The following is an 11,873-nucleotide window of genomic DNA, read 5'->3' as shown; positions in this document are numbered from 1 at the left end:
TCCGCGACAGGGGGGGAACTAGGCGGCATCGCGGGCCATTCCTCACTCGACAGACGACGACCCGCCGACGTTGGCGGGCCTCACCAGCCTAGAACCTGTCCAAGGCCGGAAGCCTGTGAGGTAAGGCTCAGTCGGGGGTGTCGCGATCTATCGTGTTTGGGTACGCTGCTGCCGTGGACCTTCAGAAGCACACCGAACCCGCCCCCGCGGCGCCGGAGCTGCGTGCCTCGGACGCCGACCGGGACCGTATCGCCGACATCCTGCGCGAGGCCCTCGCCGAGGGCCGCCTGACCGCCGACGAGCACGCCGAGCGGGTGGAGGGCGTGCTGGCCGCCAAGACGGTCGGTGAGCTGGAGGTCTTCATACGGGACCTGCCGGCCGCCCACGGCCATCGCGCGGCCCCCGCCTTCGCCGCGGCCCCGAGCCGCCCGACCGTGGGCGCGATCCCGGTGGACCCGGACGACAACGTTGTGGCGGTGTTCAGCAGCGCCATGCGCAAGGGCCGCTGGCGGGCGGGCCGCCGTATCCACGCGTACGCGATCTTCGGCAGTGTGGAGATAGACCTCAGCGAGGCCCTCTTCGAGTACCAGCAGGTGGTGGTCAAGGCGGTCTCGGTCTTCGGCAACATCGAGGTCCGCGTCCCGGAGAACGTGTCGCTGCGCGGCACCGGCGGCGGTGTGCTCGGCAACTTCGAGGTGGCTCCGCTGGACTCGTCCGACCCGGACGCCCCCGTCGTCTACGTCGACGGCTGGGCCGTGCTGGGCAACGTGGAGGCGCGGCCCAAGCGGGGCAAGCTCGTCGCCGACATCCTCGATCGCGTTCAGCGGAAGGTCGACCGGAGTTTGCGCAAACACCTGGGCCATTGACAAGTGTGAATCGTGGATTCCAGCGGTTCGGAACTCAGTGCATAGGCGCGCGCACAGCGGGTAGGGCTTGCTGCATCGTCTCTCGCTCGCGAAGCCGTCGTCAGGAGTAGACCGTGCTGCAACCGCCGCATACGTCCCTGCAGGTAGCTGCCGTACCGGCCCAGCGGGGGCCAGTGCGGGACAGGGACCAAGACGCTCCATGGCACACCGAGGCGGTGTGCCGGCGCGACGAGGCCGGCCTGTTCTTCGCCCCTTCCAAGGAACCCACCGCCGCCCGGCTCTCCCGCGAGGAGGCGGCCAAGCGGGTCTGCGCCCGCTGCCCGGTCATGGTCGAGTGCCGCGAACACGCCCTGCTGCAGCCCGAGCCCTACGGCGTCTGGGGCGGCCTCACCGCCGCGGAACGCCGCGTGGTCCTGGCCCGGCGCCGACGCCGCGAGATGGAGCTGAAGAAGGCGGCGCGGGCCCAGGGCCGTATAGCGCAGGCGGGCTAGGGACTTTCGCAACAGACCCTGGCCGCGAGACGTACGTGAGCCGGGCGCCCCCTCCGCACCAGGGGGCGCCCCCTTGTTCACGCGCCGGCCGCCGCCGCTACTTGGCCCGGTCGAAGTCGATCGCGCTGTAGGCCCGCAGCTTGCTCAGCCGGTGGTCGGAGGCGATCCGCCGGACCGTGCCGGACTTCGAGCGCATCACGATCGAGTCCGTCGTCGCGGTCTCCGAGCGGTAGCGCACCCCGCGCAGCAGTTCGCCGTCGGTGATGCCGGTCGCGACGAAGAACACGTTCTCCCCGGACACCAGGTCGTCGGTCATCAGCACCCGGTCCAGATCGTGCCCGGCGTCGAGCGCCCGCTGCCGCTCCGCGTCGTCCTTCGGCCACAGCTTGCCCTGGATGGTCCCGCCCAGGCACTTCACCGCGCAGGCCGAGATGATCCCCTCCGGCGTACCGCCGATGCCGAGCAGCATGTCGACGCCGGTGCCCTCGCGCAGCGCGTAGATCGACCCGGCGACGTCACCGTCGGAGATCAGCTTGATCCGCGCGCCCGCCTCCCGGATCTCCTTGATGATCCCCTCGTGCCGCGGCCGGTCCAGGATCACCACCGTCACGTCCTCGGGGGTCGAGCGCTTGGCCTTGGCCACCCGCCGGATGTTCACGGAGACCGGGGCGTCGATGTCGACGAAGTCCGCCGCCTCGGGCCCGGTGACCAGCTTGTCCATGTAGAACACGGCCGACGGGTCGAACATCGACCCCCGGTCGGCGGCCGCCAGCACGGCGATCGCGTTCGGCATGCCCTTGGCCGTCAGGGTCGTGCCGTCGATCGGGTCGACGGCGATGTCGCACTCGGGCCCCGTGCCGTCTCCGACACGCTCCCCGTTGAAGAGCATCGGCGCCTCGTCCTTCTCGCCCTCGCCGATGACCACGATGCCGTTCATCGACACCGTGTGGACGAGGGTCCGCATGGCGCGCACCGCGGCACCGTCGGCGCCGTTCTTGTCGCCCCGCCCGACCCAGCGGCCGGCGGCCATCGCGGCGGCTTCGGTCACCCGGACGAGTTCCAGGGCGAGGTTGCGGTCGGGGGCTTCGCTGGGGACTTCGAGCTCGGACGGCAGGTGATGATGCTCGGTCATCGAGGCGCACCTTTCTGATACGACGACGGCCGGATGAGGGTTCGACCCTCGACTCTATCGTCAGTCCGACAAAATGAGCAGGGGACCCCACGGATGAGCGGACCGGGCACCTGCGACGATAGGGGGCGTGGCAGGTTCGAACGGCAAGCAGAAAACGGTCCGGGACATGGTCCTCTCCCTGGGCCTGATCGGGATCGCGGCGGCGCTCATCTACGTGTTCATCCCGCACGACGACTCCGCTCCCGACATCCCCCGGGTGGACTACCGCGTCGAGCTCCTCACGGCGCGCCGTTCCGCGGCCTACCCGGTGGCCGCCCCCGAGGGCCTGCCGACGGCCTGGAAGGCGACCTCGGTCCGCTTCGACGGCGCGAACTTCGACGCCTGGCACCTGGGCTTCCACGCCCCCGACGGTCAGTACGTGCAGATCGAGCAGTCCACTCAGAAGCCGTCGGAGTTCATCGACCAGGCCACCCAGGGCGCGATGGCCACCAAGAACACCCAGCGGATCGACGGCCGGACCTGGACCCGCTACACCGGCGGCCGCTACGACGCCCTGGTGCTGCCCGCCAAGGGCTCGACGACCGTGGTCGCGGGCACCGGCTCCTTCCAGCAGCTGACCGAGATGGCGCAGGCGCTGAAGACGTCGTGACCGCGTACGAGCGCGCGAGAGGCCCCCGGCGACACCGCCGGGGGCCTCTCGTCGTATGAAAACCGCTCAGACCGTGGTGACGACCTGCTCGTACTCCAGGCGCGGGGAGCGCGGGAACCAGGCGTCCTCGCCCGGCTTGCCGATGTTGACGACCATCAGCGGGGTGTGGTCGTCGTCCAGGAACTCCTTCTGGATGCCCGCGAGGTCGGCGCCGGTCATCGGGCCGGCGGCGAGACCGGCGGCGCGCACGCCGATGATGAAGTAGGCGGCCTGCAGGGCGGCGTTCAGGCCGGCGTTCTTCTCGCGGGCCTCGCGGCTGCCGGCGAACATGTCCTTGGCCTGCGGGAAGTGCGGGAAGAGGTGCGGCAGCTCCTCGTGGAACTCGTTGTCCGCGGAGAGGATCGCGACCAGCGGGGCGGCGGCCGTCTTCTTCTGGTTGCCCTCGGCCAGGTGCTTCACCAGACGCTCGCGGGCCTCGGCGGAGCGGACCAGCGTCACCCGCAGCGGCGACTGGTTCATGGAGGTCGGGCCGTACTTGACCAGGTCGTAGATCGCCTGGATCTGCTCGTCGGTCACCGGCTCGTCGGTGAAGGTGTTCGCGGTGCGGGCCTCGCGGAACAGCAGGTCCTGGGCGGCGGGGTCAAGAACGAGAGACATGGGGGATCTTCCTCGGGATGGCGTCGGACTCCGTACCGGACCACGGTCCGGATAGGCTGACGTCACGAAGGTACGCCAAGGAAATTCAAGCTTCAACAAAAACCGGTCCGGGGTGATCCGCTTCACACGAACCGTCCGTGTGCGGCTACTCGCCTTCCTCTTCCCCGGCCTCTTCCTCCTCCGCCAGCGCCGCGTCCAGCCGGGCCCGGGCCCCGTCCAGCCAGCGCCGGCAGACCTTGGCCAGCTCCTCGCCCCGCTCCCACAGCGCCAGGGACTCCTCCAGCGTCGTACCGCCGGCCTCCAGCCGCCGTACGACCTCGATCAGCTCGTCCCGGGCCTGCTCGTACCCGAGCGCCTCTTCCGCCACCTTGCTGCTCATCCACTCACCCTAGACAAACGCTAGACATCGACTCGTACGGAGAACTCTCCCTCGGAGACCCGCGCCCGCAACGGCTCCTCGGCCGCCACCTCGGCCGGGTCCCGCACCACGTGCCCGTCGGCCTTCTGCAGCACGGCGTAGCCGCGCTTCAGGGTGGCGGCGGGGGAGAGGGCCACCACGCGCGCGTGCGTGTGCGTCAGCTCGGAGTCGGCGCGGTCGAGGAGATGACCGACGGTCCGCCGGGACCGCTCGACCAGCGAGGCCACATGGTCGGCCCGCTCGTCGATCATCCGGTGCGGATCCTCTATCGAGGGCCGGGCGAGGGCGTGCGCGAGCCCCCGCTCCTCCCGCTCGACGAAGGCCTCCACGCACCGCCGCGCCCGGTCCCGCAGCTGCCGCACCCGCTCGTACTCCTCCCCGACGTCCGGTACGACCTTCTTGGCCGCGTCGGTCGGCGTGGAGGCCCGCAGATCGGCCACGTGGTCGAGAAGGGGGTTGTCCGGCTCGTGGCCGATGGCCGACACCACCGGCGTACGGCACTCGGCGACCGCGCGCACCAGCTGCTCGTCCGAGAAGGGCAGCAGATCCTCCACGCTGCCGCCACCGCGCGCGACGATGATCACGTCCACGTCGCCCAGCTCGTCGAGCTCCTTCACGGCCTGCACGACCTGCGGGACGGCGTGCACGCCCTGGACGGCGACGTTGCGCACCTCGAAGCGGACGGCGGGCCAGCGGTGCCGGGCGTTCTCCAGCACGTCCCGCTCGGCCGCGGAGGCCCGTCCGCACACCAGCCCGATCAGCTGCGGCAGAAACGGCAACGGCTTCTTCCGCTCCGCCGCGAACAGGCCCTCGGCGGCCAGCGTCTTCTTCAACTGCTCCAGCCGCGCGAGCAGTTCCCCGACCCCGACGGGCCTTATCTCGGCGGCGCGCAGCGAGAGCTGGCCGCGGGGCGCGTACCACTCGGGCTTGGCGTACACGACGACCCGCGCGCCCTCGCTCACGATGTCGGCCACCGCGTCGAACGTCTGCCGATAACAGGTGACCCCGATCGAGATGTCGTACGAGGGGTCGCGCAGCGTCAGGAACACCACTCCGGCGCCGGGCCGCCGCGACAACTGCGTGATCTGCCCCTCCACCCAGACGGCCCCCAGCCGGTCGATCCACCCGCCGATGAGCCGCGACACCTCACCGACGGGCAGGGGAGTCTCCGCGGACGTGTTGAGAGCCATGCCGCGAGCGTAACGGCCACGACTGACACCCCGGGGCGGCTCCGCCGACCGGACATGATCTTCGGCCTCCCGGGCTCGGCCTTACGATGGTTCGCATGACCGCTTCGCCTGGCCGCCGTGTCCTGCTCGCCGCCCCCCGGGGCTACTGCGCGGGTGTGGACCGCGCCGTGATCGCCGTCGAGAAAGCCCTGGAGCAGTACGGGGCCCCGATCTATGTCCGGCACGAGATCGTGCACAACAAGTACGTCGTGCAGACCCTGGAGAAGAAGGGCGCGATCTTCGTCGAGCGCACGGAGGAGGTCCCCGAGGGGAACATCGTGATGTTCTCCGCGCACGGCGTGGCCCCCGTCGTCCACGAGGAGGCCGAGCGCGGCAGGCTGGCCACCATCGACGCGACCTGCCCGCTGGTCACCAAGGTCCACAAGGAAGCCGTCCGCTTCGCCAAGGAGGACTACGACATCCTCCTGATCGGGCACGAGGGCCACGAGGAGGTCATCGGCACCTCCGGCGAGGCCCCCGACCACATCACACTGGTCGACGGCCCCGGCGACGTCGCCGGAGTCGAGGTCCGCGACCCCTCCAAGGTCGTGTGGCTCTCCCAGACCACGCTCTCCGTCGACGAGACCATGGAGACCGTCGACGCCCTCAAGGAGAAGTTCCCGCAGCTGATCTCCCCGCCCAGCGACGACATCTGCTACGCCACCCAGAACCGTCAGCTCGCGGTGAAGCAGATGGGCGCCGAGGCGGACCTGGTGATCGTGGTCGGCTCCCGCAACTCCTCCAACTCCAAGCGGCTCGTCGAGGTGGCCAAGCTGGCCGGCGCCCGCGAGGCCTACTTGGTGGACTTCGCCGACGAGATCGACGAGGCCTGGCTGGAGGGTGTCTCCACGGTCGGCGTGACCTCCGGCGCCTCCGTCCCCGAGGTCCTGGTCGAGCAGGTCCTCCAGTGGCTGTCCGAGCGCGGCTTCGAGGACGTGGAGATCGTCAAGGCGGCCGAGGAGTCCATCACCTTCTCACTGCCCAAGGAACTCCGCCGTGACCTCCGCGAGGAGGCGGCGGCGCTGATCGCCGAGCGCACCGGAACCTCGGCCGAGTGACCGCCGGTCGTCCGTCGTAACGTAGGGCCATGCAGATCTTCGGCGTTGACATCGGCGGATCCGGGATCAAGGGCGCCCCTGTTGATCTCGACAGGGGCGACCTGGCCCAGGAGCGGTTCAAGGTGCTCACCCCGCACCCCTCGACACCCGACAGCGTGGCCGACGGGGTCAAGCTGGTCGTCGACCAGTTCGGGTGGACCGGCCCGGTCGGCCTGACCTTCCCGGGCGTGGTCACGGACGGCTCCCACATCCGTACGGCCGCGAACGTCGACAAGAGCTGGGTCGACACGGACGCGCGCGCGTTGTTCAGCGAGCGCCTCGGCGGCCTCCCGGTGACGGTGGTCAACGACGCGGACGCGGCGGGCGTCGCCGAGATGCACTTCGGCGCAGGCAAGGACCGCAAGGGCGTGGTCATCCTGCTGACCTTCGGCACCGGCATCGGCAGCGCCCTGTTCGTCGACGGGATCCTCGTCCCCAACAGCGAACTCGGCCACCTCGAACTGCACGGCCACGACGCGGAGAAGCGCGCCTCCAGCAAGGCCAAGGACGACGAGGAACTCTCCTGGGAGCACTGGGCGCACCGCGTCCAGAAGTACCTCGCCCACGTCGAGATGCTCTTCTCGCCCGACCTGTTCATCATCGGCGGCGGCGTCAGCCGCAAGGCGAACAAGTTCCTGCCCCACATCGAGGGCATCGCGGCGGAGATCGTCCCGGCCCAGCTGCAGAACAACGCCGGCATCGTGGGCGCGGCGATGCACGCGGCGACGGACGGCTAACGGAACGGGTCGTTCCGGTACCGGAGTGCCTGCCGGCGCCGTAGGGCGATCTTGCGCACGGTGACGATCACTCCCGTGACCAGCGTCCCCCCGTACAGCCACAAGGCCTGCGTGGCGAGCGCCGTCACCAGGCCCATCAGGCGCCCCAGCAGGCCGCCGCCACCGTCGTCGGCGATCGGCAGCAGGCCCACCGCGAAGGCGATCGGTACGACGACGGGGGCGCTCACCAGGTCGTTCCTGCGCACCCAGATCGCCGTCAGCAGACACACCGGCAGGAACATCACGCCGTAGAAGGCGGTCGAGGACCCGAAGAGCAACGCGTCCAGGCAGCCCAGCACCAGCATCGCCGTGCCGCTGAACAGACCGCCGCCCAGCCCGGTCAGCCGCGGGTTCGGCAGCCGCCGCACCGCCTCGTCCGGCGGCGGACCCGGCTGCCGCGACGCCGGACGGGCGGCCGGACGTTGCTGCGCGGGACGGGCGCCTCCCTCGGCGGCCCCGCCGTGCGCCGCCTGAGGGGGCAGCGGGGGCGTGCCGCGTCGCGTTCCGTCGTGCGGGGGTCGCGTCCTGTGTTGCTCCACACGACCAACCTAGGTCGGTTTATGTGCCGAATCGCGTCTCGGACACGCCGGAGGGCGGAGCTTGGCCATGCGTTCGATCGGTCGCCGGTGCGGGGGCGGGCACGCCGTAGACTGGGGGATCGGCCCAGCCCCTCCAGTCCCCTCCTCTCACGTACGGGAAGTCGCAACGTGTCGCTCACGATCGGAATCGTCGGTCTGCCGAATGTCGGCAAGTCGACCCTGTTCAACGCCCTGACCAAGAACGACGTGCTCGCGGCCAACTACCCGTTCGCCACGATCGAGCCGAACGTGGGCGTGGTCGGCGTCCCCGACGCGCGGCTCAGCAAACTGGCCGAAATCTTCTCCTCGCAGCGTGTCCTGCCGGCGACCGTCGACTTCGTCGACATCGCGGGCATCGTGCGCGGCGCCTCCGAGGGCGAGGGCCTGGGCAACAAGTTCCTCGCGAACATCCGTGAGTCCGACGCCATCTGCCAGGTCATCCGCGCCTTCAAGGACGAGAACGTCGTCCACGTCGACGGCAAGGTCTCGCCGAAGGACGACATCGAGACGATCAACACCGAGCTGATCCTCGCCGACCTCCAGACCATCGAGAAGGTCCTGCCGCGCCTGCAGAAGGAGTCGCGGATCAAGAAGGACATCGCGCCGAAGGTGAAGGCCGTCGAGGAGGCCAAGGAGATCCTGGAGAAGGGCGACACGCTCTTCGCACACGGCATCGTCCAGGGCAGCGAGCGCGCGGAGCTCCTGCACGACCTGCACCTGCTGACGACCAAGCCCTTCCTGTACGTCTTCAACGTCGACGAGGACGAACTGGTCGACGAGGACTTCAAGAACGAGCAGCGCGCCCTGGTCGCCCCCGCCGAGGCGATCTTCCTCAACGCCAAGCTGGAGGCGGACCTCGCCGAGCTGGACGAGGAGGAGGCGCTGGAGCTGCTCCAGTCCGTCGGCCAGGACGAGCCCGGCCTCGCGACCCTGGCCCGCGTCGGCTTCGACACCCTCGGCCTGCAGACCTACCTCACGGCCGGCCCGAAGGAATCCCGCGCCTGGACCATCAAGAAGGGCGCCACCGCCCCCGAGGCCGCCGGCGTCATCCACACCGACTTCCAGAAGGGCTTCATCAAGGCGGAGGTCATCTCCTTCGACGACCTGGTGGAGACCGGCTCGGTCACCGAGGCCCGCGCGAAGGGGAAGGCGCGGATGGAGGGCAAGGACTACGTGATGCAGGACGGGGACGTGGTGGAGTTCCGCTTCAACGTGTGAGCGGTCCCCTCGCCCGGTCGCGGACGGACTGTCAGTGGTGGCTGTCATCATCCCCGGCATGCTCCACGACACGCTCATGCGCGCGCTGACCGGAACGGGTGTCCCGGACGAGGTCCCGTACGACGAACTGACGCAGCTCTCCGACGAGGAGCTCGGCAGCCTCCTCCCCGAGGCCTACGCTGTCCCCCGCACGGCGTCGGACGAGTTGACGGGGCTCGCGGCCGCCGTCGAGAGGGCCGCGAGGGGCCGTCGGCCGCGCTACACGCCCGAGGCGTGCCGTCGGATGTTCGACGTGCTCGTCGCCCAGAGCGAGGAGGGGGGCTGGGCGGACCTGGAGCGGGGCGTGGACGCGCTGGAGCGCTGCACCGGCCCGCTGCCCGATGTCTCCGAACAGGTCCGTGCCCTGGTCGGGGCGCGGCTGGCGAAGGACGCCGTGTACCAGCCATTCGTGCTGGTGGTGATGGCCCGGCTCCTGGGCGAGGAGACCCTGCGCACGGTCGTGGAGCGGTTCGCCCGGGACGCGGGCCCCGTCGTCGGCGACGAGATCGCCGTCGTCGCCGGCCTCGACGCGGCCGGACAGGCACGGCTGTCCGAACTCGCCCGGCAGGACAGGTACGGCTCGCCGTCGCCCGACACGGACGCGTGGCGCGGCGCCGCCGACCATCCCGCCTACGCCGCGTTCGCCCGCCGCGCGCTGGAGGCGGCGGCCGACCGGACCGACGCCGTCCGGGCCGGCGAGATCCCCTACCGGGCGGACAAGGCGTTCACCGACGGGGAGGTCGCCGCACTCGGCCGGGCCGCCCGCATCGCCCTGCTGCGCGACGAGCCCTGGCTGCCCGCCCTCCTCGACCGCCTTCTCCCCGGCATCGCCCTCGCCCCGACCGCCGCGAGAACCCTCCCCTCCCAGGCGCTGCTGTACGAACTGGTCCGGGCCGCACGGGACTTCCCGACGCCCGAGCTGGTGACCGCGATACGCCATGTGCGCGCCGTCGTCCGGCACGCGGGCGTGCCCAAGCAGCTCGACAAAATGCTCAAGCACGTCGACGCGGCCCTCGCCGAGCGCACCGACGTGGCGCTGCGGATGCCCGGCCTCGGCTTCGACGCCGACGGGGTGCTGCGCCGGGAGGCGGGCGAGGAGTACGCGGCCGTCGTCACCGTCGAGGGCACCACCGCCACCCTGACCTGGGAGAAGGACGGCCGCCCCCTGCGCTCGCTGCCCGCTCCCGTACGGCGCGACCACGCCGGGCTGGTCAAGGAGACGCGTGAGCTGGTGAAGCGCGTGGGCGTCCAACTGGCCACGCTCGTGCGCGCGTTGGAGGGCGGCTACCCGGTGGACGCCGTGCACCCCTACGGCTGGTGGCGGGCCGAGCTGGCCGGGCATCCGCTCGCCCGGTCCGTCGTACGCCGGCTGATCTGGGAGGTCGAGATCGCGCCGGGCACCTGGCGGGCCGTCCTGCCCGAGACCGGCGACCTGCCCGACGCGCCCGAGGACGCCGCCGTACGGCTGTGGCACCCGATCCGTGCCACGCCCGAGGAGGTGCGGGCCTGGCGGGACCTGCTGACGGAACGTCGGCTCAGACAGCCGTTCAAGCAGGCGTTCCGGGAGATCTATCTCCTCACCCCCGCCGAGGAGGAGACCCGCCTGTACTCCAACCGTTTCGCGGCCCATCTCGTCCACTACCGGCGGCTGTTCGCGCTGTTTCGCGCCCGGGGCTGGAAGAGCGACCTGCTCGGCCCGTGGGACGGCGGGGAACAGGACGCGGCCGTGCGGACCCTGGCCGGGGGAGAGTGGCAGATCCGCTTCTTCCACGCCCTGGCCGACCCGGCGGGCGAGGAGCAGCTGGCCGCGACCGATCAGGTGCGGTTCGCCCGCAGGGACGGGGCCGCCTGGCGGGAGGCGCCGCTCGTCGACGTACCGCCGCTGGTGTTCAGCGAGGCGATGCGCGATGTGGACCTCTTCGTCGGCGTCACCTCCGTGGCCGCCGACCCGGGGTGGACCGACGGGGGGCCGGTGCGCGCCTACTGGGAGCGGGCCGGCTTCGGCGAGCTGACGGCGAGCGCCGAGGCCCGCCGGGACGCCCTGGAGCGGATCCTGCCGCGCCTGAGGATCGCCGACCGCTGCTCGCTCGACGGCCGCTTCCTCGTCGTCCGGGGGGACCTGCGCACGTACCGGATCCATCTCGGCTCGGCCAACGTCCTGATGGATCCGGACGGCGCCTATCTGTGCGTCGTCCCCGCGCGTGGCAAGGGCGACGGGAAGGTGTTCCTGCCGTTCGAGGACGACCGGCTCTCGATCGTCCTCAGCAAGGCGTTGCTGCTGGCCGGCGACGCCGGGATCACGGACCCGTCCGTCCTCCGGCAGATCGAGCGCGCGGCCTGACCGGCGCCCGGCGGCTCAGCCGCCCCGCGCCACCTGCCGGCACGCCTCGACGTACCCCGTCACCAGTGCCCGCCGGTCCTCCCGGCGCCACGCCAGCACATAGCGGCTCGGGCCCAGTCCGCGCACCGGACGGGTCACCACACCGCCCATGGTCACCAGCGGGACGTTGCCCGTGGCCACCAGGCACACCCCGAGACCGGCGACCAGGGCCTCGTACGTCTCCTCCGCGCTGGCGATCTCCGCGCCCACCCGGGGCGGGCGGCCGCCGCGTTCCTCGAGCGCCAGCCAGTAGTCGCGCAGGGGGCCCGCGCTGGGCGGCAGGGCGAGGAAGGGCTCGTCGGTGAGGTCCGTGAAGTCGATCTCGGGGCGGGCGGCCAGGGGG

Annotated in this window: 13 protein-coding genes; 7 read left to right on the top strand and 6 right to left on the bottom strand. The window is 71.0% G+C overall.

Features of this window, described 5'->3' with window-relative positions; genetic code table 11:
* Nucleotides 1–173: 173 nt before the first annotated feature.
* Together GRC12_RS34810 and GRC12_RS34805 are read left to right on the top strand one after the other, a co-directional pair.
* Nucleotides 174–866: a DUF1707 SHOCT-like domain-containing protein gene (locus GRC12_RS34810; RefSeq protein ID WP_208783914.1), complete on the top strand. Its 693-nt coding sequence runs from the start codon at nucleotides 174–176 to the stop codon at nucleotides 864–866.
* 113 nt (nucleotides 867–979) lie between these two features.
* On the top strand, nucleotides 980–1,357 hold the full coding sequence (locus GRC12_RS34805) for a WhiB family transcriptional regulator (RefSeq protein ID WP_133044416.1): 378 nt from the start codon (nucleotides 980–982) through the stop codon (nucleotides 1,355–1,357).
* A 97-nt stretch (nucleotides 1,358–1,454) separates the two neighbouring features.
* Here the strand turns inward: GRC12_RS34805 and glpX are convergent, their stop codons facing one another.
* A complete protein-coding gene (gene glpX, locus GRC12_RS34800) occupies nucleotides 1,455–2,489 on the bottom strand; it encodes a class II fructose-bisphosphatase (protein WP_133044417.1) in 1,035 nt (344 codons plus the stop codon).
* 127 nt (nucleotides 2,490–2,616) lie between these two features.
* Here glpX and GRC12_RS34795 point away from each other — a divergent pair, with 127 nt between their 5' ends.
* Nucleotides 2,617–3,138 carry a DUF4245 domain-containing protein gene (locus GRC12_RS34795; protein WP_208783912.1) on the top strand — a complete coding sequence of 174 codons (522 nt, stop codon included), beginning with the start codon at nucleotides 2,617–2,619 and terminating at the stop codon, nucleotides 3,136–3,138.
* A 66-nt stretch (nucleotides 3,139–3,204) separates the two neighbouring features.
* Here the strand turns inward: GRC12_RS34795 and GRC12_RS34790 are convergent, their stop codons facing one another.
* The 3 genes from GRC12_RS34790 to xseA form a co-directional block, all read right to left on the bottom strand.
* Nucleotides 3,205–3,795, bottom strand: coding sequence for a malonic semialdehyde reductase (locus tag GRC12_RS34790; RefSeq protein WP_208783910.1), 591 nt, complete (start codon nucleotides 3,793–3,795; stop codon nucleotides 3,205–3,207).
* Between the two features lie 145 nt (nucleotides 3,796–3,940).
* Complete coding sequence (locus GRC12_RS34785; protein WP_208783908.1) at nucleotides 3,941–4,174, bottom strand: exodeoxyribonuclease VII small subunit; 234 nt, start codon at nucleotides 4,172–4,174, stop codon at nucleotides 3,941–3,943.
* Between the two features lie 20 nt (nucleotides 4,175–4,194).
* Nucleotides 4,195–5,403, bottom strand: coding sequence for an exodeoxyribonuclease VII large subunit (gene xseA / locus GRC12_RS34780; protein ID WP_208783906.1), 1,209 nt, complete (start codon nucleotides 5,401–5,403; stop codon nucleotides 4,195–4,197).
* 86 nt (nucleotides 5,404–5,489) lie between these two features.
* Here xseA and GRC12_RS34775 point away from each other — a divergent pair, with 86 nt between their 5' ends.
* Together GRC12_RS34775 and ppgK are read left to right on the top strand one after the other, a co-directional pair.
* Complete coding sequence (locus GRC12_RS34775) at nucleotides 5,490–6,500, top strand: 4-hydroxy-3-methylbut-2-enyl diphosphate reductase (protein WP_208783905.1); 1,011 nt, start codon at nucleotides 5,490–5,492, stop codon at nucleotides 6,498–6,500.
* 29 nt (nucleotides 6,501–6,529) lie between these two features.
* Nucleotides 6,530–7,276 (top strand): polyphosphate--glucose phosphotransferase, encoded by a 747-nt coding sequence (ppgK, locus tag GRC12_RS34770; protein ID WP_208783903.1) that lies wholly within the window; start codon nucleotides 6,530–6,532, stop codon nucleotides 7,274–7,276.
* On the opposite strand, the gene GRC12_RS34765 is transcribed toward ppgK, so the two are convergent.
* Nucleotides 7,273–7,854, bottom strand: coding sequence for a DUF6542 domain-containing protein (locus GRC12_RS34765; protein ID WP_208783901.1), 582 nt, complete (start codon nucleotides 7,852–7,854; stop codon nucleotides 7,273–7,275). The genes ppgK and GRC12_RS34765 overlap by 4 nt on opposite strands.
* Nucleotides 7,855–8,022: 168 nt before the next feature.
* Between GRC12_RS34765 and ychF the strand changes: the two genes are divergently transcribed.
* Nucleotides 8,023–9,111 carry a redox-regulated ATPase YchF gene (gene ychF, locus GRC12_RS34760; RefSeq protein ID WP_208783899.1) on the top strand — a complete coding sequence of 363 codons (1,089 nt, stop codon included), beginning with the start codon at nucleotides 8,023–8,025 and terminating at the stop codon, nucleotides 9,109–9,111.
* A gap of 58 nt (nucleotides 9,112–9,169) precedes the next feature.
* Entirely contained in the window at nucleotides 9,170–11,491 is a 2,322-nt protein-coding gene (locus GRC12_RS34755) for a DUF4132 domain-containing protein (protein ID WP_208783897.1), read from the top strand.
* 15 nt (nucleotides 11,492–11,506) lie between these two features.
* On the opposite strand, the gene GRC12_RS34750 is transcribed toward GRC12_RS34755, so the two are convergent.
* On the bottom strand, nucleotides 11,507–11,873 hold a 367-nt coding region (locus GRC12_RS34750), incomplete at its 5' end, for a LysR substrate-binding domain-containing protein (RefSeq protein WP_244374247.1).

The organism is Streptomyces griseorubiginosus, from assembly GCF_017614965.1.
GTDB classification, from domain to species: Bacteria; Actinomycetota; Actinomycetes; order Streptomycetales; family Streptomycetaceae; genus Streptomyces; species Streptomyces griseorubiginosus_B.
Note: the sequence above shows the minus strand (reverse complement) of the source record. Positions and strands in the feature narration are given on the sequence as shown.

Excerpts from the sequence above, each read along its gene's own strand:
- GRC12_RS34755 (WP_208783897.1), top strand. The coding sequence starts at position 9,170 with ATGCTCCACGACACGCTCATGCGCGCGCTGACCGGAACGGGTGTCCCG.
- glpX (WP_133044417.1), bottom strand. The coding sequence starts at position 2,489 with ATGACCGAGCATCATCACCTGCCGTCCGAGCTCGAAGTCCCCAGCGAA.
- GRC12_RS34775 (WP_208783905.1), top strand. The coding sequence starts at position 5,490 with ATGGTTCGCATGACCGCTTCGCCTGGCCGCCGTGTCCTGCTCGCCGCC.
- GRC12_RS34790 (WP_208783910.1), bottom strand. The coding sequence starts at position 3,795 with ATGTCTCTCGTTCTTGACCCCGCCGCCCAGGACCTGCTGTTCCGCGAG.
- xseA (WP_208783906.1), bottom strand. The coding sequence starts at position 5,403 with ATGGCTCTCAACACGTCCGCGGAGACTCCCCTGCCCGTCGGTGAGGTG.
- GRC12_RS34785 (WP_208783908.1), bottom strand. The coding sequence starts at position 4,174 with ATGAGCAGCAAGGTGGCGGAAGAGGCGCTCGGGTACGAGCAGGCCCGG.
- ppgK (WP_208783903.1), top strand. The coding sequence starts at position 6,530 with ATGCAGATCTTCGGCGTTGACATCGGCGGATCCGGGATCAAGGGCGCC.